Raw genomic sequence first — 23,656 nt, 5'->3', positions numbered from 1 at the left:
GGAATGCCTCAGCCCTTGACGCTGATACCGCGGGACTTCAGGTCCTTGACCGTCCACTCCTGCATGTGTGCCAGGAGGTCGGTGACCTTCTCCTCCTTGTTGACCACCTTCGCCCAGCCGCTCTGCATCTCGGTGAACATCGCGGTCCAGTTCGGGCCGTAGACCCAGTCGGTGGTGATGGTGCCGAGGCTGTCGGTGACGGTCTTTTTGGCCGGCTCGTAGTTCGTGCCGAGCAGCTTCTCGGAGATCGCGTCACCGACGTAGGTGTCGCTGTCCTTCAGGGCCGGCATCACGCCGTTGCCGGTCTCCGGGCTCGCCATCGTCTTGACCGCGTCGGTGTTCGTCGACATCCACAGCGCCGCCTCGGCGGCCTGCTCCTGGTGCGCACAGCCCTTGGTCACCAGCGTCACGCTGCCGGTCAGGTTCGTCCCCGCCGGGGTCTTGGCGGCCTCGCCGGTGAACGCGGGCCAGGGGGCCAGCGCCCACTTGCCGAAGGACTTGGTGAAGTTCTGCACCATGCCGGCCATCTGCCAGGTGGAGATCTGCCGGGTCGCGGTGCCTCCGGTGTCGTAGTTGCGCTGCACGGCCGCGTAGTCGGCGAAGGACAGCTTGGAGTTGAGGTCGTTGTCGATGATCTCCTGGATCACCTTGGCGGCCTTCAGCGTGCCCGCGTCCTGGAAGTCCACCTTCCAGGAGTTGCCGTCGATCGCGTACCAGTGCGCCCCGGCCTGCATCGCGAGCACCTCAAGAGTGCTCGGGTCCTCACCGGCGTAGTTGGTGATCTTGATGCCGTGCTTCTTCAGCTCCTTGCCCGCGGCGATGAACTCGTCCCAGGTCGTCGGGGCCTTGAGACCGTACTTCTCGAAGAGGTCGGTGCGGTAGATCGTGAAGTTCGGCGCGGAGCTGGTGGGAACGCCGTACATCTTCCCCTGCACCTGCGCGCTCGCCCACGAACCGGCGTTGAACTCGTCCTTGCTCGACTCGACGTACTTCGTGATGTCGGCGAGCGCGCCCTGCGAGACCCAGCTCGTGACGTACTCGGCGGTGTTCTGCACCAGGCAGGGCGCGTTGTCGGCCTTGACCGCGTTGGTCAGCTGCTTCTGCATGGTCAGCTGATCGGTGACCTTGGTGTACTTGAGCTTGATGTCCTTGTGTGAGGCGTTGAACGCCTTCACGACGGCCTCCTGGCCGTTCGCCCAGCCCCAGAAGGGGAGGGTGACCGGGCCGGACGACTTGGCGTCACCGGAGTCCGATCCGCCGCAGGCGGAGAGCAGACCTGTCAACGCGAGTCCCGCCACGGCTGCGCGGGCGAACCTTCTCCGGGGGCTGGTGAAGTTCATCTGACCGTGTTCCTTCGGAAAGTAGGGCGACTCGGAGGGGAGAGAACGGCGCCTCGATGTCGGCCGGGAACGGCGGCCGGAAACCATCGGCTCGCGGTTGCGGGGGGTCGGCCAAGCGGAAGCTGTAGTAAGCGGTTGCTGGGACCGTAGGGCGACGATCCTGTCGATAGCAAGGGGTGCGCGGCAATTTGTTACGCCGGTTTGTCCATGACGTTATGCGCGGCGTGCGCCGGACATGATCGTCCGACTCCGAAACATCGCAGGTCAACCGCACTGCGGCCGAAATTCGGGTGGAGCGCGTCCCGCGCCTCTCCCGCCCCCCGGCCTCTGTCAAAAACTTCGGGAAAACGTTTACGAAACGATCTGCCGAAGCAGACTCGAAGAGCGGTGTTACCGGCCCCGGGCCGGGGGCCGCACCGAGTTCCGTACGACGACATGGGTGCCCAGCACCAGGTGGTCGCCGTCGCTGCCCTTGCGGCGGCCTCCACCACCCTCACGCCGGTCGGCGACCGCGCGCAGGGCGACCCGGCCCATCTCCTCGTACGGCACGTGCACGGTGGTCAGCTGCGGAGTGAGCTGGGACGCCAGCGGGATGTCGTCGTAGCCGACGATCGAGACGTCCTCGGGCACTCTGAGACCGGCCGCGCGCAGCGCCTGCATCGCACCCGCGGCGACCACGTCGGTCCCCGCCAGCACCGCGGTGAAGTCGAGCCCGTCGCGCAGACTGTCCTCGACGGCCTCGTACCCGTGCTCGTAGTCGTACGGCCCGTGCCGCACCATGTCCGGGTCGAAGGCCACGCCGTACGCCTCGAAGGCACGCTGCGCGCCCCTCGACCGGCCCTGCGCGGTGGTGAGCTCGGCATGGCCCGGCAGCACCAGGATCTTGCGGTGGCCGGCCGACAGCAGGTGGCTGGCCATGGCGTAGGCGCCGCCCTCGTTGTCGTAGTCGACCGTCGTGGCCGGTACGTCGCCCTCCAGGGGCGGCCTGCCCACCAGCACCAGGTGGGAGCCGGCCGCGTCCAGGGAGCGGGCGAAGCGGGCCATGCGCAGTTGGTACTCGTCGTAGTCGTAGGCCCCGCCGAGCAGGACCACCGCGGCCACGCCCTGCTGGCGCATCAGGTTGACCAGCGCGAGTTCCCGCTCGGGGTCGTCGCCGGTGGTCCCCACCAGGGACAGCCAGCCGCGCAGGGTGGCGGCGCCCTCGACGCCCTTGGCCACGTGGGCGAAGGCGGCGCCGGTGATGTTGTTGATGAGGATCGCCACCGTCGGCGTACCGCCCCCGGCGAGGGAGCGGGCGTGCGCGTTGGTGACGTAGTCCAGGTCCCCGACCACCTTCATCACCCGGCGGCGCAACTCCTCCGAGACCGGGTAGTTGCCCGACAGCACGCGCGACACGCTCGCGACGGAGACGCCCGCCTGCTCCGCGACGTCGCGAATGGTGGCCCGTCCGGCGTCACCGGCCGCCTTGCGCTGACTCACCGTTGCGGCTCCTTCATCGTTGCCACTGCTTCGCCGGACGACCGTGGGTCCCGTTCCCGGCAGAGGGTCGGGGGGCCGGCTCGACGCCGGTGCGGAAACCGTATCCCATGGTTTCCGCGGGTGTGGAGGGCCGGTTTTCGCGGGTGCGGGGAGTTGGTCTTCGCCGGGCGCGTGGAGCCGGTTTCCGTCCCGTGCGCGGGGCTGTGCGGGGCTGCTTTCGCCGGGTGCCGCAGAGCACTTCCCGCCGGGCGCGGAGAGCCGACGACCGGCGAAGGGCAAGAGCCACCAAGGGCACTTGTCCGACGCGCCGGCCGCGAGGGAGCCGAAGGGGCGCGCCGGTGTCGAGACCTCATGGGGGTACCTCCCGCTCGAGCGAAGCCGAGAGTGGGGGAGCGCGGAGGCCCGAAGGGCTGAGCACGGTCGAGGTCTCGACACCGGCTTCGGCGCTCCGTAGGCGACCGAGCCATCCGGCAGAGCAGGCGACCGAGCCATCCTGCCAAGCCAGCCATGAGGGGTGCACACTTACGCGACCCGGGTCAGGTCCGAGTGCCGCACCTCATGAGTGAGCGGCGTTCCCGCCACCAGCCGTTCCAGCTCCTCCACGACGATCCGGCCGAGTCGCTCCAGCTCGTTGCCGAGCGAGCCGGCGATGTGCGGGGTGAGGAAGACGTTGGGCAGGCGGTAGAGGGGGGAGCCGGCGGGCAGTGGTTCGGGTTCGGTGACGTCGAGGATGGCGTGCAGGCGGCCGGAGACCAGCTCGTCGGTGAGCGCGGCGGGGTCGATCAGTGCCCCGCGGGAGGTGTTGATGAGGAGGCCGCCGTCCCTGATCAGGGCGAGCCGGCCGGCGTCGAGCATGCGGTAGGTCTCGGGGATGTCCGGGGCGTGCAGGGACACGATGTCGCTGTGCCTGAGCAGGTCCTCGAGCGACAGCAGTTCGGCGCCGAGGGCGGCGGCCTCGGCGGTGCTGACGTAGGGGTCGTGGAGCAGGACCGAGAAGTCGAACGGCCGGAGCAGTTCGAGGAGCCGGCGGCCCACCCGGGATGCGCCGATGACGCCGATGCGGCGGCCGACGTTGCCGGTGTGCGCGGTCTCGGCGTGGGTCGGGTAGGTGTGGGTGGCGCGGAAGCGCTCGCGGTGGGTGAAGGTGTCCTTCCCGGCTAGCAGGATCATCGCGAGGGTGTATTCAGCGACCGGCAGGGCGTTCGCGGTCACCGCGCTGGAGACGGTGATCCCGCGCTCCCACAGGGCGTCGCCGACCAGGGAGCGGACCGAGCCTGCGGCGTGCAGGACCGTGTGCAGCCGGGGTGCGGCGGCGAGGACGTCGGCGTCGAGGCGGGGGCAGCCCCAGCCGGTGATGAGCACCTCGGTGTGGGCCAGGGCGTCCGCCCACGTCGGATCGGAGAAGTCACGTACGACGAGCGCGGGGTCGAGGCCGGCCGCCTGCGTCAGCCGTGCCGTGAGCGGCGGGGGGAACAGCAGGGGGAGGTGTACCGGATCCATCGCGAACACGGCCCTGGGTGGCTGCGGGCTGGGCATGTCTCTCCTGACGCACGGGGGGTGGAAACATTTTCAGAAAGCGTCTTCTACCGTAGATCTGCCGATGACGGCGGTCAATCGGCAGGACGGTGTGGCGAGGACGGCTTCGGCCCAGTTGGCTGGGGCCGGAGCCCTCGCATGGCGTGAAATCGTTACTGCGCCTGCACGATGCCGCCTGCTGGTGCCGCCTGGTGATGTCTGGCGATGCCTGTGTGATGCAGCGCCGTACCTGCGGGGCGCCGGCCGGGCGTGTGAGGTGCCCTTCGGGCATCTTCTCGGTCGCTCCAGCCCGACAGCCCGACAGCCCGAGGCCGAGGCGAAGTCCGAACCAGGGCCGAAGTCCGGGCCCGAGGTCCGAGCCCGGGCCCGAGGTCCGAGCCCGACAGCCCGAGGCCGAGGCGAAGCCCGGGCCCGAAGCCCGGGCAACCGGTTCCCGGACCCGTCCGCACCGGAATCCCCATCCCGTTCCCGATCGCCTTCGCAGATCAGAGTGCGTTCGATCGGCCCCGTTCGACCGGTCGGCCCATGACGTCGAGGTTACGCAGTCTTTTCGAAAGTTCGTCAAGACTCTTGACGTCGTTTCCGGACAGGAAGAAGCTCTGCCCCAACGTCAGACAACCGGTTGCCTAAACGGTTACCGCGATCACTTGGTCGACCCCGGCCGATCCTCGGCCGGTCCCTGGCCGGCCCTGGCCGGTCCCCGGCCGCATCCCGAACGGACAGAGCAGGAGGTGGTGCGTTCATGCGCCCACATGCCGGTGCCCCCCTGAGCCGCCGCCGTTTTCTCTCCCTCTCCGCAGGAGGCGCGGCGGCCGGTGCGGCGGCACTCAGTGGCTGCGCCCTGCAGGTGTCCTCCGGGGTCGGCGGGGCCGGAGAGTCCATCACCGTGATGGTCAACTCCGGTGACATCACCCCGGAGCAGGTGCGGCAGGCCAGGAAGGAGCTCGGCATCAAGATCGTCCTGGTGAAGTACGACATCACCAAGCTGATCGCGATGCTCACCAGCGGCAACCCGCCCGACCTGGTGCGCGGGGTCGGTGCCGTGGACCTGCCGTACTTCGCGGCGCGGGACGTGGCCGAGGAGCTGGACCCCTACTTCGCCCGGAGCAGCGTCCTCGAGCTGGACGACCTGGACCCGGTCAACGACCTGTGGCGCTACGACGGCCGGATTCAGGGCAGGGGTCCGCGCTACGGCATGGCGAAGGACTTCTCCCAGGACTCCATGTACTGGTACAACACGTCGGCCTTCGACAAGGCCGGGGTCGGCCACCCTCCGGAGACCGAACCGGTCACCTACGAGGAATGGCTGGACACCGCCAAGAGCCTCGTGCAGCGCAAGAGCGGCCAGACCACCGTCTTCGGCGGCAGCTACAGCGGCCTCACCCGGTCCACGCTCCTGACGACCATGACGGCGTCCGCCGGGGGCAGCCTCTTCAACGACGACTTCTCCCGGGTCGATTTCACCACCCCCGAGGCCCGCAAGGCCCTGGCCTGGTACATCGACTACTGCAGGACGAGGGTCGGGCCGAGCCTCGTCCAGCCGGACCCCAACGGCTGGGACGGGCCCACCTACCAGGCCGGACGGATGGCGATGTCGAACTCCGGCTACTGGCTGGGCGGCATGATCTACCCGGACAAGAAGCTGGCCGAGGTGTCCCGTCTGGCGCCCGCCCCGCTCTTCGCGGGCGGCGCGCGGATCAGCGCCTGCCAGGGCGGCACCGGACTGTGGATGCCGAGGAAGGCGCAGAACAAGGACGCCGCGTGGCGCGTCTTCGAGTGGTTCTTCGGTGGAGAGCCCGCCAAGGCGCGCGCCGCCGGCGGCTGGGGCATCCCCACCCTGAAGTCGATGCGTTCCCTGATGCCGGCCCAGGAGGGCTACCAGAAGCGGGTGCTGAAGGTGCAGGAGAACGAGCTGAAGCACTTCTCGGTGGTCTCCTTCACCCCTTACACCAGGGCGGACGCACTCGACGCCCTCTTCAACCAGATCGCCCCCGCCGCGATGAACGGCCAGATCTCCGTCGACACCCTCGCGGGACGCCTCAACTCGTCCGTCAACGAGCAGCTGAAGCGCGGTAAGGAGCAAGTGGGATGACGGTGGGTCAGATCTCCTCGACGGCCGCGGACCGACCCGAAGCCGCCGCGAGCTCCCCTCGCGCGCCGGCCGCCGGCCGGCCGCGGGTCACGATGACCGTGCGCCGGCACCGGGCGTTCTACATGTTCACCTCGCCCTGGATCATCGGGTTCCTGCTGCTGACCGTGGCGCCGATGGCGTACGCGCTGTGGCTGAGCTTCACCACGTTCGACGGCATCTCGCCCAACTGGAAGTACGTCGGACTCGGCAACTACCGCGAGCTGCTGAACGATCCGGTGACCTGGGACGCGCTCGGCCGCGCGGGCCTGTTCGCGGTGACCTCGGTACCGCTGTCGATCATCGCGGGACTCGGGCTCGCCGTCCTGGTCAACCGGCCGATCAGGGCGCGTGGTCTGTTCCGCACCCTGCTCTATCTGCCCGCGGTGGTGCCGCCGGTGGGCGCGGGCCTGGCCTTCAAGCTTCTCTTCGACCAGAACTCCGGCGCTGCCAACGGTGTCCTGACCTTCTTCGGCTTCGACGCCGTCGGCTGGCTCGCCGACCCCTACGCCCGCTACGTCCTGCTGATGACGGTGCTCTGGGCGGCCGGAAACGTCATGATCATCTCGCTGGCCGGGCTCCAGGACGTACCCCGCGAACTCCACGAGGCGGCCCGCATCGACGGAGCGAGCGCCTGGCGCACCTTCCGCAGCATCACCGTGCCGCTGCTGTCACCCGTCCTGCTCTTCCAGACGGTCACCGGGATGATCGCCTCGGTGCAGACCATCATGCCGCTGCTGCTGGCGCCCCTCGGCGACACGAGCGGCATCACCACGGTCCCGCAGTCCAACTACCTCTACATGATGCACGTGTTCGCGCAGTACTTCGCGCTCGGCCGCTACGGCTACGCCTCCGCGCTGCTGTGGGTGCTCTTCGTCCTGATCCTCGTCGTCACCGGACTCATCTTCAGGTTCACGTCCGGTGTGGTGTTCTACAACGTCGAACCGGAGGCGAAGAAGTGACCGCCACCAGCGTGCCGCCCACGCCGTTCAGGACCGACGCCCGCGTGCGGGTGCGTGCCAGGCGCCTCGTCCTCTACACGGTCCTCGTCTCCGTCACCGGGCTGTTCCTCGGCCCCTTCGGCTGGCTGATCCTGTCCGGCCTGAAGACCCAGGGCGAACTGGCCGCCTCGCCCGTGCACTGGCTGCCCGACGTCTTCCAGTGGCACAACTTCGCCGACGCCTTCCACCAGATCGACTTCCTCGGCTACGCCCGCAACTCCCTGATCATCGCCCTGCTCTACGCCACGCTCGTCACCCTCAGCTCGGCCTGGGTCGGCTTCGGCTTCGCCCGGCTCGACGCGCCCGGCAAGAAGGTGCTGTTCGGCGTCCTGCTCGGCTCGATGATGCTGCCCCAGATGGTCACCCTGCTGCCGACCTACCTGATCTTCGCCAAGGTCGGCATGGTCAACACGTACTGGCCGTGGGTGCTGTGGGGCCTGTCCGCGGCGCCGTATCTGGTCTTCCTCTTCCGGCAGTTCTTCGCGGGCCTGCCGCGCGAGCTGGAGGAGGCCGCGATCGTCGACGGCTGCGGCTACGCGTCGATCTTCTGGCGGATCTTCCTGCCGCAGTCGTGGCCCGTGCTGTCCGCGAGCTTCATCATCGCCTTCACCTGGAGCTGGGGCGACTACATCGCCCCGCAGCTGCTGCTGTCCACCGACCGCACCACGCTCGCCGTCGCGGTGATGACCGCCTACGTCAACGAGGGCGGTACGCCCGTCCCCGAACTCCAGGCCGCGGCCTCCGTGATGTACGTCGTGCCCATCCTCCTGATCTTCCTCATCGCGCAGCGCGGCTTCGTCGCCGGGATGTCCACCACCGGACTCAAGTGACCCTCCGTATCTCTCATCCCCCTTGCTGAAGGAATGCTTCATGAACGACACCCAGAGCACCGGCCTGTCCCGGCGCACCGTTCTCCAGGCCGCGGGTGCCACCGTCGCCGCCTACTCACTGATCGGAGCCGCGGCCGGCGCCGCGAGAGCGGCGGACACACCCGCGTCGACGGACAAGCTGGTGGTGTACCCCATCCCGAGCGGGGTGCCGACCAACTCGAGCTACACCGTCAAGGCCCGTACACCGGGCGGCGAATGGCAGACGGTGCCCGTCTACCGCGCCAGGGCGAAGCAGATCGACGCGAACACCGGCAGCGGTCCGGTCTTCAACTCCTCCGTCGCCACCTTCGACTTCAAGGGCACCGTCGAGGTCGCCGTCACCTCGGCCAAGGGCACCATCGGCACCGCGCGGATCCGCCCCCTGTCCTACGGCACCCCGTTCACCGTGGACGGCGCGACGGTCAGCTTCACCCTCACCGAGCCGCGCAACCTCTCCATCGAGGTCGACGGCGACCTCTTCAACAACCTGCAACTGCACGCCAACCCCATCGAGACGAACGCGCCCGACCCCGACGACCCCGACGTCCTCTACTTCGGCCCCGGCCTGCACAAGACCACCGACAACGTGGTCAAGGTGCCCAGCGGCAAGACGCTCTACCTGGCCGGCGGCGCGGTGCTGACCTCCCGGGTGGAGTTCCACGAGGTGGCCAACGCCCGGATCACCGGCCGCGGAGTCCTGTACAACACGGCCAACGGCATCCTGGTCGAGTACTCCGAGAACATCGAGATCGACGGCATCATGGTGCTCAACCCGAGCAGCGGCTACTCGGTCACCGTCGGCCAGTCGAAGCAGGTCACCATCCGCAACCTGCACTCCTACAGCCACGGCCAGTGGGGCGACGGCATCGACGTCTTCTCCAGCGAGGACGTCCTCATCGACGGCGTCTGGATGCGCAACTCCGACGACTGCATCGCGATCTACGCCCACCGCTGGGAGTACTACGGCGACTGCCGCAACATCACCGTCCGCAACTCCACCCTGTGGGCGGACGTCGCGCACCCGGTCAACGTCGGCACGCACGGCAACACCGACAAGCCGGAGACCATCGAGAACCTCGTCTTCAGCAACATCGACATCCTCGATCACCGCGAACCGCAGATGGACTACCAGGGCTGCATCGCGCTCAACCCCGGCGACAGCAACCTGGTGCGCAACGTCCGCGCCCAGGACATCCGGGTGGAGGACTTCCGCTGGGGCCAGCTGATCAACATGCGGGTCATGTTCAACAAGTCGTACAACACCTCCGTCGGGCGGGGCATCGACGGCGTGTACATCCGGAACCTGACCTACACGGGGACGCACGCCAACCCGTCCGTCATGGTCGGCTACGACCCGGACCACGCCATCCAGAACGTCACCTTCCAGAACCTCGTCATCAACGGCAAGGCCATCGCGAACGGGATGAAGAAGCCCGGCTGGTACAAGTTCACCGACATGATGCCGGCGTACGCCAACGAGCACGTGCTGAACCTGCGGTTCCTGAACTCCACCGAGGCCACGTCCACCGCCAAGCCCGAGCTCACCAGCCCGGACCAGGCGACGGCCACCAAGAACCAGGTCTTCAACCACCTGATCACCGCCTCCGGGCTGCCCACGTCGTTCAACGCCGACGGGCTGCCGAAGGGCCTGGACATCGACACCGCAACCGGTCTGATCTCGGGCACCACCGAGGACAACGTCGGCACCTTCACGGTCACCGTCTCGGCCACCAACAGCGTGGGCACCGCGACGCAGACCCTCACCCTCACCGTCCAGCACGCGTGACGCGGCCCTGCAGAACCATGGAGTCACCCGTGCTTCCTCTCAGCCGTCGGTCCTTCCTCGGCGCGGCAGGGCTCGTGGTCGCGGCCGGAGGCGGACTGCTGTCCGCCTCCGCCGCGGCGGCGTGGGCCCAGGACGACCAGGCCCCGCTCCGGACCTTCGCCCACCCCGGACTGCTGCACACCGCCGCCGACCTGGCGCGCATGAAGGCAGCGGTCGCCGCGCAGGAATCGCCCGTCTACGACGGATACCTGGCCTTCGCGGCGCACGCCCGGTCGAAGTCCACGTACGCCGTGCAGAACACCGGCCAGATCACCTCCTGGGGCCGTGGGCCCACGAACTTCCAGAACCAGGCCGTCGCCGACTCGGCCGCCGCCTACCAGAACGCCCTGATGTGGTGCGCCACCGGCAACCGCGCCCACGCCGACAAGGCCCGCGACATCCTCAACGCCTGGTCGGCCTCCCTGACCACGGTCACGGGTGCCGACGGCCCCCTCGGCGCGGGGCTCCAGGCCTTCAAGTTCGTCAACGCGGCCGAACTGCTGCGGCACACCGGCTACGACGGATGGACGGACGAGGACATCGCCCGCTGCGAGCGGTCCTTCCTGGACGTCTGGTATCCGGCCGTGTCCGGTTACATGCTGTACGCCAACGGCAACTGGGACCTGACGGCCCTTCAGACCATCCTGGCCATCGGCGTGTTCTGCGAGGAACCCACCCTCTTCGAGGACGCTCTGCGCTTCGCCGCGGCCGGCGCCGGCAACGGCAGCATCGGCCACCGCGTCGTCACCGACGCCGGCCAGGGCCAGGAGAGCGGCCGCGACCAGGGCCACGAACAGCTCGCGGCCGGCCTGACCGGCGACCTCGCCCAGGTCGCCTGGAACCAGGGCGTCGACCTGTGGGGGTACGACGACCACCGCATCCTCGCCAACTTCGAGTACGCCGCCCGCTACAACCTCGGCGGCGACGTCCCCTTCGTCCCCGACCTCGACCGCACCGGCAAGTACGTCAAGCAGACCGTCTCCGCGATCGGCCGCGGCAGCCTGCCCCCGATCTACGAGATGGCGTACGCCCACTACGCCGGCGTCCGCGGCCTCGACGCCCCGTACACCAAGGCGGCCGTCTTCCGCGGCACCGGCGGCACCCGCTTCGTCGAGGGCAGCAACGACGACCTGCCCAGCTGGGGCACCTTCGCCTACGCCGGGGCGACGGCCCCCGCCCCGACCGCGCCCACGGCGCCGGCGGGCGTCACCGCGGCCGGCGACGGCAGGTCCGTCACCGTGAGCTGGCTGCCGTCCGCGGGGGCGACCACGTACACCGTCCGCCGGGCCACCGTCCCCAAGGGCCCGTACGAGGAGATCGCCACCGGCGTCGACAAGCCGGTGTACACGGACAGCACGGTGCGCCCGGGACGGACGTACCGCTACACCGTCACAGCCGCCAACTCGCTCGGCGGCAGCGGGGATTCCGCCTCCGTCGCCGTCACCGCCGGGCTCCCCGAACCCTGGTCGACCCGGGACGTGGGGGACGTGAGGATCCCCGGCTCCGCCGCCTTCGACGGCGAGCGGTTCGTGCTGGAGGCGTCCGGCACGGCCGACACCTACCGCCTGGTCCATCTGCCGCTGCCCGGCGACGGCACGGTCACCGCGCGGATCGTGTGGCCGCTCAGCTCGCAGTACTCCAAGATCGGCGTCAGCCTCCGGGCCTCCCTCGACGCGGACGCGCCGCACGCCGCCATGCTCATCCAAGGGCTGCCGCTGCACACCTGGAGCGGGGTGTGGAGCGTACGCCCGTCCGCCGGGGCCGACGTCTCGGGCACCGGCAGCACCCCCGTGCCGCCCTCCCAGCAGCAGACGATCACCACGGCCGCCGCCTTCCCGATCTCCAGCCTCGGCTCCCTGCCCGAGTCGGCGACCCCGCTGGAGGCGCCGTACGTGGAGGGCGCGGGTGACGGCTACCGGCTGCGCGCGCCCTACTGGGTGCGGCTGACCCGCAAGGGCCAGTGGTGCACCGGGGCGATCTCGCCGGACGGCATACGGTGGACAGAAGTCGGTCGCACCGAGGTCGACGGTATGCCGCATATCGCATACGCCGGTCTCGTCCTCACCTCCTGCCTCGGCGTCGACGAGGAGTACGCCGACACCGGCACCGGCGCCTTCGACAACGTCAGCGTCACCTCCGCGACGGGTGAGGTGTGGTCCGTGCCCCGGCCCGCCCGCGCGGCCGACGACCTGCGGGCCGCCTCCGGAGCCGACGCCGTCCGGCTGGCCTGGACCGACCCCGACCTCTGCGCCCGCTACAAGGTGCTGCGCGCCACCGACGCCGACGGCCCGTACGTGACCATCGCGACCGGCATCGGCCCGGTCGGATCCGGCACCCGCATCCGGTACGCGGACGCGACCGGCACGCCCGGGACGACGTACCACTACGCCGTCGCGAAGACCAACACCGCCGGACGCGGCCCGCTGTCGGCGCCCGCCGCCGCGCGGATGCCGACCCCCACCGTGCCCCAACCCACCTCCGCCCCCACGGCGTTCGCCAACAAGGGTGACGCCTTCCGGTATCTGCTGCGCGGTTCGCACGAGCCCGTCCGGTTCGCCGCGAGCGGCCTGCCCGACGGCCTCCGCGTCGACAAACGCACCGGCCTGATCTCCGGAACCCCCACCGTGACCGGCGAGTTCACGGTCACGACCACCGTGGGCAACGCTGCCGGGGACGGCACCGGCACCCTCACCCTCACGGTCGGCACACCCCCGCCCGCCCCCTGGACGTACGGCGATCTCGGTGACGTGGTCCTCGATGACCGCGCCTTCGGGACGCTGGGCGTGGTCGCCATCCGTACCCCGGGCAGCACCGCCCACGAGGACGGAACCTTCGTGGTGCGGGGCTCGGGGACCGACCTCACCGTCAACAACCAGGGAATGACCGGCCAGTTCGTACGGCGGCCCATGACCGGCGACTGCGAGGTCACCGCCCGCCTGGTCTCCCGCACCGGAGCAACGGCCGACCGCGTCGGGCTGCTGATGGCCAAGTCGCTGTCGCCGTTCGACCAGGCCGCCGGGGCGATCGTCACCGGCGGGAGCACCGCACAGCTCATGCTCCGCAAGACGGTGGCGGGTGCCTCCGCCTTCACCGGCAACGCCACCGTCCAACTGCCCCTGCTGCTGCGGCTGAAGCGCACCGGGACCGCCTTCACCGCATCCGTCTCCACCGACGACGGCGCCACCTGGACCGCCCTCGCCTCCGGCGAGGTCCCCGGCTTCGGTGACGCCCCCTACTACGTGGGTCTCGTGGTCTGCTCCCGCAGCCCGCTCGCCCTCGGCACAGCGCAGTTCCAAGGGGTGAGCATCACGCCCCTCTAGATCCCCCCACGGATTGGAGATGCAAGCAATGAGCCGCACATCCCCCCACCGGCACCTTCCGCACACCGAGCTGAGCCGCCGCGGTCTGTTCAGGACCGCCGGCGGTCTCACCGCCGCTCTCGCCCTGGGCTCCGCCTTCGCCGCCACCACGGCGAACGCGGCGCCCGCGGCCTTCACCCACCCCGGCATGCTGCACAACGCCGGTGACATCAACCGCGCCAAGGTCAGGGTCGCCGCGGGCGACGACCCCTGGCTGTCCGGCTGGAACAAGCTGACCGCCAACTCCCACTCGCAGTCGACCTGGACCCCCCGGGCGACGGCGACGATCATCCGCGGAGGCACCGGCGAGAACTACGGCCTCCTCTACAACGACATCGCCGCCGCCTACCAGAACGCACTGCGCTGGAAGGTGGGCGGCACCGAGGCCAACGCCCAGTGCGCCGCCAGGATCCTCAACGCCTGGGCGACGACCCTCACGACCGTCACCGGCAACGCCGACCGGTTCCTCGCCGCCGGCATCTACGGCTGGCAGTTCGCCAACGCGGCGGAACTCATGCGGGACTACCCGGCGTTCGACCTCGGCCGCTTCCAGCAGATGATGGTCAAGGTCTTCTACCCGCTCAACAACCAGTTCCTGACCGGCCACAACGACGCCTGCATCACCAACTACTGGGCCAACTGGGACCTGTGCAACATGGCGTCCATCCTGGCCATCGGGATCCTCAACAACGACGGCGCCAAGTACGACCAGGCCGTCAGCTACTTCAAGTCCGGCGCGGGCAACGGCTCCCTCGCGCACGCCGTGCCGTACCTGTACACCGACGCGGACGGCTACGCGCTGGGCCAGTGGCAGGAGTCCGGCCGCGACCAGGGCCACACCGTCATGGGCATGGGCCAGATGGGCGCCATCTGCGAGATGGCCTGGAACCAGGGCGAGGACCTCTACTCGTACGACGGCCGCCGCTTCATGAAGGGCGCCCAGTACGTCGCCAAGTACAACCTCGGCAGCGACGTGCCCTTCACCACCTACACCTGGGGCACCGGACAGAGCTGCGCCAAGCAGTCGCAGACGGTGATCTCCTCGGCGTCCCGCGGCCAGGTGCGCCCGGTGTGGGCCATGCTCCATTACCACTACGGCCGCCGCCTCCTGCTGGACGACAAGTACATCTCCCAGATGTGCTTCTCGGTGGCCCCCGAGGGCGGGGGAGGGGACTACGGCACCACCAGCGGCGGCTTCGACCAGCTCGGCTTCGGCACGCTGATGTACGCCAAATAGCCGCAGGACCGGGCTCGTGCACCGGAATACCGGGCCACCATGTGGTGCTCTGTTGTTCACGGTGCACGAGCGCGGTGCACGAGCGCGGCGCGGGAGGCTGGTGGGCGCATGACGGCGGCAGACCAGGCGGACGAGGCGGGCCGGACGAGCCGGGACCCGGTGGTCAGGACGCCCTACGGGGCCGTACGCGGCCGGTACGAACGAGGTGTCGCGGTGTTCCGGGGCATCCCGTACGCGGCCCCGCCGTTCGGACCGCGCCGGTTCAGGCCCCCCGAGCCGCCCGACCCCTGGCCGGGCGTGCGCGACGCGGGATCCTTCGGGCCGACGGCGCCGAAACCGCCGTACTCGGAGGCCTTCGCGCAGTACCTGTCCGACCCGGTCGTGCCCGGCGACGACTGCCTCAATCTGAACGTCTGGACGCCGGAGCCGGGCCCTGGTGCCCGGCTCCCGGTCATCGTGTGGCTGCACGGCGGCGCCCTCACCCGGGGGTCCTCGGCCGTGCCCGTGTACGACGGGGGCACCTTCGCCCGCGACGGGATCGTCTTCGTCTCGGTCAACTACCGGCTCGGCGTCGAGGGCTACGGCCTGTTCCCGGACGCCCCCGCCAACGCCGGCCTGCGCGACCAGCTCGCCGCACTGACGTGGGTGCGCGAGTCGGTCGCGGCCTTCGGCGGCGACCCCGACCGGGTGACCCTGGCCGGCCAGTCCGCCGGGGCGATCAGCGCCGGCGCCCTGCTGGCCGCCCCGCAGGCCCAGGGCCTGGTCCGGCGCGCCATCCTGCAGAGCGGGCCGCCCGAGGCGAGCGACCGGGACAAGGTACGGCGGATGGTGCGCCGGATGGCGACCCGGCTGAAGATCCCCGCCACCGCCGCCGCCTTCGCCGAGGTCGACCGCGAGCTGCTGCTGCGCACCCAGGCGGAGGCGGGCAGGCTCAGCAGCCCGGTGCTCGGCGGGCCCGCCTTCGGGATCGTCGTCGACGGCGACCTCGTGCCGCGCGACCCGCTGGAGGCACTCGTCGAGGGTGACGCGGCGGCCGGCGTCGACCTGATGACGGGCTGGACCCGCGACGAGTACCGGCTGTGGCTGGTGCCCGGCGGCCTCCTGGAACGGGTCGACCGGCTCGGCGCGGTCGCGCTGGCCGGCGCCATGGCCCGCTGCCACTGCGGCCACGACGTGCCCCGCGGCTACCGCGCCCTGCACCCCGAGTCCGGCACCGCCGACATCGTCGGCCAGATGGTCACCGACCACCTGCTCCGCCTTCCGCTGCACCGCCTCGCCGACGCCCGCCCGGGATCGTCGTACGTCTACGAGTTCGCCTGGCCCTCCAACCTCCCCGGCCTCGGCGCCTGCCACGCCCTCGAACTCGGGTTCGTCTTCGACACCGGCGAGGTCCCCGACTCCGCCAAGCTCGCCGGCTGGGGCACCCCGCGGGTCCTGGCCGACGCGATGCACGGGGCGTGGGTGCGGTTCGCCGCCGAGGGCGACCCCGGTTGGCAGAGCTGGGACGCCTCGCATCCGGTGCGGATCTTCGGCGACGGAGACCCGCACACGGCGTACGGCCCCCGGGACCGGGAGTTCGCGGTGTGGACGGCGGACGCGAACGCGCGGGCGGCCGCGGGGGACGAGCCGGGGGAGCCGGGCGAGCCGGGGGAGGGGCTGCCCGGCGAGTCCGGTCTGCCCGCGCGGATCGCGGCGGCGCGCGGGACGACGGCCGCGCGCGGTGCGGAACTGCGGTCGGTGGTCAGGCGGCTGCGGCTGCCAGGGTCGGTGCGCCGCTTCTGACGGACGGCCAGGGCCAGGGCCAGGGGCAGGGTCAGGAACGGTTCGGGAACCGGTTGCCGTCGTGTGCCGTCACCGAGTCGCGCATCACCACATGCGTCCCGAGGAGCAGATGCTCGTCCGGGGTCTCGGCGGTGCGGCCCAGGACCGTGCGTACGGCGAGGCGGCCCAGTTCCTCGTAGGGGACGTGGACCGTGGTCAGCGCGGGGTGCAGGTCGCGGGCGAACGGGATGTCGTCGTAGCCGGCCAGCGAGACGTCCTCCGGCACGTTCAGGCCCGCCTCGTGCAGGGCGGTCAGCGCGCCGGCGGCCACCATGTCGGTGGCCGCGACCACGGCCGTGAAGTCCAGCCCGTCCTTCAGGGCCTCGCGCATCAGGCGGTGGCCCGCGTCCCGCGTGAAGTCGCCGTGCAGCAGCAGCGCCGGGTCGGGTTCCACGCCGCGGGCGCGGTGGGCGGCCAGATAGCCGCGCTCGCGGCCCTGGGCCGTGGTGTGGTCCGGCTTGCCGCCGAGGAACAGCACCCGCCGGTGGCCCTGGGCCAGGACGTGGGACACCAGGGCGAAGGCGCCGCCCTCGTTGTCGTACTCGATGACGGTCACCGGTGCCCCGGGGCCCAGCGTCGGCCGGCCGCACAGCACCAGGCGGGAGCCGGCCGAGGCCAGCGAGTCGGCCATGCGGCGGGTGCGCTCGCGGTACTCGGCGGTGTCGGCGGCACCGCCGACCAGGATCACGGCGGCGGCCCGCTGGGCCCGCATCATCTCGACGAACTCCAGCTCGTGCCGGACGTCGCCCTCCGTGCTGCACACCAGGCAGAGGTGCCCGAGCCGGGTCGCCTCACGCTCCACGCCGTGCGCCATCAGCGCGAACGACGGTCCGGTGATGTCCTCCAGCACGAACGCCAGCGTGGGCGTGCCGACGCCCGCCACGGCCTTGGCGCGCGCGTCGGCGACGTAGTCCAGCTCACGGACCGCCCGCATCACCCGCGTGCGGGTAGCCGAGCTCACCGGGTACACGCCGCCGAGCACCCGCGACACGGTCGACGCGGACACCCCCGCACGAGTCGCCACGTCCCGGATCGTGCTCCGCCCCGCGACCTCGCTCTTCCTCGTCATCCCTGCCTCGTCCCTCTCCCCGGGCTGCGTCGCCCACCCCTCGGGAACAGCGGCAACATGGATGGAAACCGGTTCCCGATGCGGAGGCTAGCAGTGGTGGGGTACGGGGACGAGGGGAATCGACAGGGCCGGGCTCACACCTGGGTCAGCGTCCGCGCGATGGACGCGATCGCCTGCGGCCCCACCCGGCAGCACCCGCCGATCAGCCGGGCGCCGGATTCCCGCCAGCCCCGGACCTCCTCCGGCGCGAACGAGGAGCGGCCGTTCCAGGCGCGGGCCTCGGCGTCCCAGGCCTCACCGCTGTTGGGGTAGACGACGACCGGCTTGCCGGTGACGCGGGCGGCGGTCTCGACGGCGTTGTCGACGTCCTCGGGGACGCAGCAGTTCACGCCGACGGCGATGACCTCGTCCGCCTCGGCGGCCACCGCGAAGGCCTCGTCGAGGGGCTGGCCGGCACGGGTGCGGTCGCCCGCGACGCTGTACGACAGCCAGGCCGGCACCCCGAGTCCGCGCACCGCCCGCAGCAGCGCCTCGGCCTCCTCGGCGTCGGGCACCGTCTCCAGCGCGAGGACGTCCGGACCGGCCGCGGCCAGCACCTCCAGGCGGGGCCGGTGGAAGGCCTCCAGCTCGGCCACGCTCAGCCCGTAACGGCCGCGGTACTCGGCGCCGTCGGCGAGCATCGCGCCGTACGGCCCCACCGAGGCCGCCACCCACAGCGGCCGGGTGACACCCTTCGCCCGTGCCTGCGCCGCCGCGTCGCGGCCCAACGCGACACTCAGGCCGAGGAGTTCGGCTGCCCGCGTCCGCTCGATGCCCCGCTTCGCGAAGCCCTCGAAGGTCGCCTGGTAGCTGGAGGTGATCGCCACGTCCGCGCCCGCCAGGAAGTAGGCGAGATGCGCCTCGGCGATCGCCTCGGGCCGCTCGGCGAGCAGCCGGGCCGACCACAGTTCGTCGCTCAGGTCGTGCCCGGCGGACTCCAACTGGTTGGACATGCCGCCGTCGAGGACGACCGTCCCGGCGGCGAGGGCTGCGGACAGAGAGGAAGGCGTGTCGCTGTTCATGTCACGACGCTAGTCGACGGGGCGGCGGGACCACCGCGTGTGTCCATTACATGAACAGATTGCCCAGCATGTGGAATGCCGGGTTACGATCACGCCCTCCCCGCCCCCTTTCCCCAGGGATCCGCCATGACCGCCCCCAGTCCCACCGACACCACCGAGCCGGAACCGGCCGAACCGGGCACCGCCGCCCCGCGCCGCCGCACCTTCGGCCCGGCCGCCGCCACCGCCCTCGTCATGGGCAACATCATCGGCGGCGGCATCTTCGCGCTGCCCGCCACGGTGGCCCCGTACGGCGGTGTCAGCCTGCTCGCCTTCGTCGTCCTGTCGGTCGGCGCGGTGCTGCTCGCGCTGCTCTTCGGCAAGCTGGCCCGGCGCAGCCCGGTCACCGGCGGTCTGTACGTCTACCCGCGTGACGCCTTCGGGCCCTTCGCGGGCTTCCTGTCGGCATGGTCGTACTGGACGATGTGCTGGGTCAGCATCGCCGCCCTCGCGGTCGCGGTCGTCGGCTACGTCGACGTCCTGATACCCCTGCACGGCAACCACACCCTGGAAGCGCTGGTCGCGCTCGCGGCGCTGTGGCTGCCGGCCGCCGCGAACTTCGCGGGCACCCGCTGGGTCGGCGCGGTCCAGGTCGTCTCGACCATCCTGAAGTTCGTGCCGCTGCTGCTCGTCGCCACCGTCGGCCTCTTCTTCGTCGACACCGACAACTACGGCCCCTTCAACGCCTCCGGCGAGAGCGTCTCCGGCGCGCTGGCCGCCTCAGCCGCGCTGCTCCTCTACAGCTTCCTCGGCGTCGAGTCGGCCGCCGTCAGCGCGGGCGAGGTCCGCGACCCCGAGCGCAACGTCGGCCGCGCGAGCGTCCTCGGCACACTCGGCTCCGCCCTCGTCTACATCCTCGGCATCGTCGCCGTCTTCGGTCTCGTCCCGCACGACAAGCTGGTCGACTCCGGCGCCCCCTTCGCCGACGCCGTGAACTCGATGACCGGCGGCACCTGGGGCGGCACCGCGATCGCCCTGGTCGCCGTCGCCTCGATCACCGGCTGCCTCAACGGCTGGATCCTGATGGCCGCGCAGATGCCGTACGCCGCCGCCCGCGACGGTCTCTTCCCGGCGCCCTTCGCCAAGGTCGGCAAGGGGGGGGTGCCCGGCTTCGGCGTCTGGGCCTGCGTGGTCCTCGGCACCCTCCTGATCGGCCTCAACTACACCGCCGGCCCGGACACCACGTTCCGCGTCCTCGTCCTGATCACCACGTTCACCGGCTGCGTGCCCTACCTGCTGTCCGCGGCCGCCCAGCTGTACTGGCTGGCCAGGGGCACCCGCGAACAGGTCCGCCCGGCCGGCCTGGTCCGCGACCTGATCGTGGCCGCGCTCTCCTTCGCGTTCGCGTTCTGGCTGATCGCGGGCGCCGGCTACGCGGCCGTCTACCAGGGCGTGCTGTTCCTCTTCGCGGGCATCCCCGTGTACGTGTGGCTGCGTGGCCGCCGGGAGACGACGGAAGCAGCCGCCTAGCCTGGGGACATGCCTGACACCCATGCCGTGCATCCCGATGCCGTGGACGGCGAAGTCGCCGATGTCGAGGGTCTGTACGAGGAGGCCCAGCAGGTCCTCGGCCCCTTCACCGGGCCGGCCTTCCTGTCCTCCCTCACCCACAACGCGGACAACGGCGTCACCGGCGGCGTCTGGAGCGTCAGCGCCGATGACCGCACGGCGATCCTGAAGGTCCTCACCCGCTCCAAGGCGGCCACCGGACGCTGGGCGGCCTCGGACGACCCCCGGCACTGGAACTACTGGCGGCGCGAGGCCGACGTCTACACCTCCGGCCTCGCCCAGGTCTGGCAGCCGTACGGCGTCCGCGCCCCCCGGCTGCTGGCCTGCGTCGAGCGGGCCGACGGCGACATCGCGCTCTGGCTGGAGCGGGTACGGGGCCAACCGGCCACCCGCTGGAAGGTCGCCCGTCACCTCGAACACGCCCGCCGCCTGGGCGCCGCCCAGGGAGCCGTCGGCGAGGTTGACGACCAGCCGTGGCTCTCGCACCGCTTCCTGCGCCAGTACGTCGGCAGCAACACCCTCGGCCAGGAACTCCTCGACGACGACGAGGCCTGGCAACAGCCCCTGGTCCGCGACCACTTCCCCGAGGGCCTGCGCCGTGACATGGTCCGGCTGCACCACGACCGCGAGTGGTTCCTCCACGTCATGGAGTCCCTGCCGCGCGCCTTCAGCCACCTCGACCTGTGGCCCGCCAACACCCGCGCCGACGGCACCCGCAGCGTGGTGTACGACTGGGCCTTCGCCGGTGACGGAGCCCTCGGGGAGGATCTCGGCAACTACCTTCCCGACACCGTCTTCGACCTGTTCGTCCCGGCCGCCCGCCTTCCCAAGTACGCGGCGCGGGCCTACGAGGCGTATCTGCGCGGTCTGCGCGACAGCGGCTGGAAGGGCGACGAGAACCTGGTACGGCTCGCGGTCTGCGCCTCCGCCGTCAAGTACGACTGGCTCACCGCGCTCATGCTGGCCCGCGCGGGCGAGGAACAGCGGGACTACGGCGGCGACCGGCCCGTGGACGCCGAACACCGTTACCGGGAGCGCGGCTTGACCCTCGCCTTCCTGGCGAGGTGGGCGACGGAGGCCCGAGCCCTGGCCCCCCGCCTGGGCTTCCCGGAGGCCCCGAGCGGCCGCTGACACCCAGCCGCGCCCAGCCACGCCCCAGCTGCGGGCAGTCGTTTCGCTGGGGCGGCACGGGTGGGCGCAGCGGCACCCCGCAAGCGCGGGTGAGCGACACCACCCGACGCCGGCCCCGACGCCGCGCACCGCTACCCGTGCGCCGCGTGCCGCCCGCCCCTACGCCGACCGCCCCTCCTGCGCATCGTCACGGGCACCACGAGCCCCAGCAGCAGTCCCACCGCGAGCACAATCGGCCACCAGCCGAGCCCGTCGCTCGCAGCGTTGGCAACCCGTGTGCCGGCCGCAACGGCACCGGACGGCTCCGTCCCGCGAGCGGCGGACGCCGACGGGCTCACAACATCCGCACCGAGCACGACGTCGTTGCCGTCACCCCCCTTGTAGCTGATGCGATACGTGGTGTCGGCGAGCTTCACCTTCGCGCCCTCCTTGAGCCCGGTGAACGCACCGCCGGTCCTCGCGCGCCCCGCATGCTCCAGCACGGTGATCTCGCGCGCCGGACCCGACCCGGCGGCCGACAGATCCAGGTCCCCGGCCAGCCGCACCGCCCCCGTCACCGTCAACGGCTCGTCCCGCAGGACCAGTTCGCCCTTCGCCCGCTGGGTGTAGTCGCCGGAGACGGTGAGGCCGCCCGCGACGACGCCCTCGTTGGTCACGTTTCCCTTCACCGTGCCCTTGCCGGTCAGCGTGGTCGCCACCCGCAGCCCTGCCGTCCCGGCGTCCAGCCGCGACCTGGCCGAGGAGAGCCGGATCACCTTGCTGCGTACGAGAGTCGCCCCCGACCGCAGGGCCAGCGTGCCCTTCTTGACCGTGGTGGCACCGGTGTACGTCACGGCGCTGCCCGTCAGGGTCGTCGTGGCCGCCCCGGCCTGCGTGAACGCGCCACTTCCGCTCACGTACGCGAGCGAGATCGCGGCCTTGGCGTTGTTCACGACGAGCGTCCCGTCGTCGACCACCCGTCGGCGCTCGGTGCCGGTCAGCAGGGAGCCGTCTCCCTGGGCCGAACCCAGCCGCAGCACCGCCCCCTTCCGCACGGTCGTCGAACCGTCGTAGTACTGCTTCGCCGCGAAGGTGACGTCGTTCCCGCGCGTTCCCGCGATGACGACGTCCCCGGCGCCGGGTGCGGACAGCGTGTCGTGGAACCGGCCGCCGCCGATGGGGGCGCCGAGCGTCACCGGGCCGTTGTAGTCGAAGGTGAGCTGCGAACGGGAGCGGGCGGCGAGGAGGTTGATGTAGACGGTCTCGGCGGTGCCCGGCATGAAGATCTTGTTCGTGGTGCCGTCGCCCCACTGGACGTTCGCGCCCTTGATGTTGGTGCCGCGCTTGTTGACGTTCTTCCGGGCGGGCGTCCAGTTCAGGGCGGGGTCGCTGAGCGAGGGGTCGGTGTCGCCGCCCTGGTCCGACCAGCTGTACTGCCCGGTCAGGACGACCTTGCTGCCGGGCCGGGACTGGACGTTGATGTCGCTGCCGTACTCGCGCTGGTAGAAGTCCATGCCCTGGGTGACCGTCCGGCCCAGCGGGGTGTCCACGGTCCAGGTGCCCTGGTTGAGGACCTTGCGCACGCCCGGCAGGGAGGTCGCGAACTCGGGTCGTCCGGCGTTCACCTGGGTGCCGTTGTCGATCACTCCGGAGAAGGGGTGGGTGCCCGACAGGTCCCAGGTGCCCCAGAGGAACCTCGGCTGGGTGATCAGGCCGGAGCCGCTGATGGTGCCCAGGTTGTAGGCGCTCTTCAGGGAGAGGCGCAGGGTGCCGTCGACCCTGATGTTGTCCTGGTTGAGCCGGAACGCCGGGGTGTTGTACGGGAAGTGGCCGATCAGGCCGGTCGTGCCGCCGGTGCCGTACTGCAGGGTCGCGCCCCGCTCGACCGTGATCGCGGGTGGATCGGGGGCGGCCACGGTGACGTAGGGGTGGTTGCCGCCGGGTGTCGCCACCCGCTGCCTCTGCCGGGACTTCGGCAGGGTGAAGTCGCTGTCCTTGGTCAGGACCAGCGTCCCGCCGCCGCGCACGGTGAGCGTTCCCTCGCCGCGGAAGACTCCGTCGTACGTCGTCGTCCCCGACGGCACGGTGACGACCGTGTCGCCGGTGAGCGTGACGTCCCGGTCCGCGAGTACGTCGGCGGTGACGTCCCGGGTGCCGGCGGCCGCCGCCGGGGGAGCGGTGGCGAGGAGGGCGGCCACGGCCGCGAGGGCGCCGGCGGCCGCTGCTGTCTTGTGGGTATGGCTGCGCACGGATCGGAGACGGACCGGTACGCC

The 23,656-nt window shown here is 71.0% G+C and carries 15 protein-coding genes; 9 read left to right on the top strand and 6 right to left on the bottom strand.

The annotated features are described in order from the left end of the window. Nucleotides 1-8: 8 nt before the first annotated feature. From ACWBNA_RS19525 to ACWBNA_RS19515, 3 genes are all read right to left on the bottom strand, one after another. Complete coding sequence (locus ACWBNA_RS19525; RefSeq protein ID WP_482705700.1) at nucleotides 9-1,340, bottom strand: ABC transporter substrate-binding protein; 1,332 nt, start codon at nucleotides 1,338-1,340, stop codon at nucleotides 9-11. A 390-nt stretch (nucleotides 1,341-1,730) separates the two neighbouring features. Further along, nucleotides 1,731-2,819 (bottom strand): LacI family DNA-binding transcriptional regulator, encoded by a 1,089-nt coding sequence (locus ACWBNA_RS19520; RefSeq protein ID WP_482705699.1) that lies wholly within the window; start codon nucleotides 2,817-2,819, stop codon nucleotides 1,731-1,733. Between the two features lie 522 nt (nucleotides 2,820-3,341). Continuing rightward, a complete protein-coding gene (locus ACWBNA_RS19515) occupies nucleotides 3,342-4,355 on the bottom strand; it encodes a hydroxyacid dehydrogenase (protein ID WP_482705698.1) in 1,014 nt (337 codons plus the stop codon). 742 nt (nucleotides 4,356-5,097) lie between these two features. Here ACWBNA_RS19515 and ACWBNA_RS19510 point away from each other — a divergent pair. From ACWBNA_RS19510 to ACWBNA_RS19480, 7 genes are all read left to right on the top strand, one after another. After that, nucleotides 5,098-6,447: an extracellular solute-binding protein gene (locus ACWBNA_RS19510; RefSeq protein WP_482705697.1), complete on the top strand. Its 1,350-nt coding sequence runs from the start codon at nucleotides 5,098-5,100 to the stop codon at nucleotides 6,445-6,447. Next, on the top strand, nucleotides 6,444-7,445 hold the full coding sequence (locus ACWBNA_RS19505; RefSeq protein WP_482705696.1) for a carbohydrate ABC transporter permease: 1,002 nt from the start codon (nucleotides 6,444-6,446) through the stop codon (nucleotides 7,443-7,445). Before ACWBNA_RS19510 ends, ACWBNA_RS19505 begins: the two co-directional genes overlap by 4 nt. Further along, nucleotides 7,442-8,314 (top strand): carbohydrate ABC transporter permease, encoded by an 873-nt coding sequence (locus tag ACWBNA_RS19500; protein ID WP_482705695.1) that lies wholly within the window; start codon nucleotides 7,442-7,444, stop codon nucleotides 8,312-8,314. Before ACWBNA_RS19505 ends, ACWBNA_RS19500 begins: the two co-directional genes overlap by 4 nt. Before the next feature lie 40 nt (nucleotides 8,315-8,354). Beyond that, a complete protein-coding gene (locus ACWBNA_RS19495; protein WP_482705694.1) occupies nucleotides 8,355-10,139 on the top strand; it encodes a glycosyl hydrolase family 28 protein in 1,785 nt (594 codons plus the stop codon). 29 nt (nucleotides 10,140-10,168) lie between these two features. Then, a complete protein-coding gene (locus ACWBNA_RS19490) occupies nucleotides 10,169-13,498 on the top strand; it encodes an alginate lyase family protein (RefSeq protein ID WP_482705693.1) in 3,330 nt (1,109 codons plus the stop codon). A gap of 28 nt (nucleotides 13,499-13,526) precedes the next feature. Then, complete coding sequence (locus ACWBNA_RS19485) at nucleotides 13,527-14,774, top strand: alginate lyase family protein (RefSeq protein ID WP_482705692.1); 1,248 nt, start codon at nucleotides 13,527-13,529, stop codon at nucleotides 14,772-14,774. Nucleotides 14,775-14,882: 108 nt separating this feature from the next. After that, entirely contained in the window at nucleotides 14,883-16,556 is a 1,674-nt protein-coding gene (locus tag ACWBNA_RS19480; RefSeq protein WP_482705691.1) for a carboxylesterase/lipase family protein, read from the top strand. A 31-nt stretch (nucleotides 16,557-16,587) separates the two neighbouring features. Here the strand turns inward: ACWBNA_RS19480 and ACWBNA_RS19475 are convergent, their stop codons facing one another. Together ACWBNA_RS19475 and mmuM are read right to left on the bottom strand one after the other, a co-directional pair. Continuing rightward, the gene (locus ACWBNA_RS19475; protein ID WP_482705690.1) at nucleotides 16,588-17,664 is read right to left on the bottom strand and encodes a LacI family DNA-binding transcriptional regulator; all 1,077 of its coding nucleotides are present in this window, start codon (nucleotides 17,662-17,664) and stop codon (nucleotides 16,588-16,590) included. Between the two features lie 134 nt (nucleotides 17,665-17,798). Continuing rightward, nucleotides 17,799-18,725 carry a homocysteine S-methyltransferase gene (mmuM, locus tag ACWBNA_RS19470; protein ID WP_482705689.1) on the bottom strand — a complete coding sequence of 309 codons (927 nt, stop codon included), beginning with the start codon at nucleotides 18,723-18,725 and terminating at the stop codon, nucleotides 17,799-17,801. A 126-nt stretch (nucleotides 18,726-18,851) separates the two neighbouring features. Here mmuM and ACWBNA_RS19465 point away from each other — a divergent pair, with 126 nt between their 5' ends. Beyond that, the gene (locus ACWBNA_RS19465) at nucleotides 18,852-20,234 is read left to right on the top strand and encodes an amino acid permease (RefSeq protein WP_482705688.1); all 1,383 of its coding nucleotides are present in this window, start codon (nucleotides 18,852-18,854) and stop codon (nucleotides 20,232-20,234) included. A 9-nt stretch (nucleotides 20,235-20,243) separates the two neighbouring features. After that, complete coding sequence (locus ACWBNA_RS19460; RefSeq protein ID WP_482705687.1) at nucleotides 20,244-21,404, top strand: protein kinase family protein; 1,161 nt, start codon at nucleotides 20,244-20,246, stop codon at nucleotides 21,402-21,404. Nucleotides 21,405-21,535: 131 nt separating this feature from the next. Here the strand turns inward: ACWBNA_RS19460 and ACWBNA_RS19455 are convergent, their stop codons facing one another. Then, complete coding sequence (locus ACWBNA_RS19455; RefSeq protein WP_482705686.1) at nucleotides 21,536-23,632, bottom strand: autotransporter; 2,097 nt, start codon at nucleotides 23,630-23,632, stop codon at nucleotides 21,536-21,538. Between the last annotated feature and the right edge of the window lie 24 nt (nucleotides 23,633-23,656).

Source organism: Streptomyces sp. Q2, assembly GCF_056820935.1.
This window is presented reverse-complemented; position numbering and strand designations above follow the sequence as displayed.

Excerpts from the sequence above, each read along its gene's own strand:
- ACWBNA_RS19525 (WP_482705700.1), bottom strand. The coding sequence starts at position 1,340 with ATGAACTTCACCAGCCCCCGGAGAAGGTTCGCCCGCGCAGCCGTGGCG.
- ACWBNA_RS19515 (WP_482705698.1), bottom strand. The coding sequence starts at position 4,355 with ATGCCCAGCCCGCAGCCACCCAGGGCCGTGTTCGCGATGGATCCGGTA.
- ACWBNA_RS19510 (WP_482705697.1), top strand. The coding sequence starts at position 5,098 with ATGCGCCCACATGCCGGTGCCCCCCTGAGCCGCCGCCGTTTTCTCTCC.
- ACWBNA_RS19505 (WP_482705696.1), top strand. The coding sequence starts at position 6,444 with ATGACGGTGGGTCAGATCTCCTCGACGGCCGCGGACCGACCCGAAGCC.
- ACWBNA_RS19495 (WP_482705694.1), top strand. The coding sequence starts at position 8,355 with ATGAACGACACCCAGAGCACCGGCCTGTCCCGGCGCACCGTTCTCCAG.
- ACWBNA_RS19485 (WP_482705692.1), top strand. The coding sequence starts at position 13,527 with ATGAGCCGCACATCCCCCCACCGGCACCTTCCGCACACCGAGCTGAGC.
- ACWBNA_RS19480 (WP_482705691.1), top strand. The coding sequence starts at position 14,883 with ATGACGGCGGCAGACCAGGCGGACGAGGCGGGCCGGACGAGCCGGGAC.
- ACWBNA_RS19475 (WP_482705690.1), bottom strand. The coding sequence starts at position 17,664 with ATGACGAGGAAGAGCGAGGTCGCGGGGCGGAGCACGATCCGGGACGTG.
- mmuM (WP_482705689.1), bottom strand. The coding sequence starts at position 18,725 with ATGAACAGCGACACGCCTTCCTCTCTGTCCGCAGCCCTCGCCGCCGGG.
- ACWBNA_RS19465 (WP_482705688.1), top strand. The coding sequence starts at position 18,852 with ATGACCGCCCCCAGTCCCACCGACACCACCGAGCCGGAACCGGCCGAA.
- ACWBNA_RS19460 (WP_482705687.1), top strand. The coding sequence starts at position 20,244 with ATGCCTGACACCCATGCCGTGCATCCCGATGCCGTGGACGGCGAAGTC.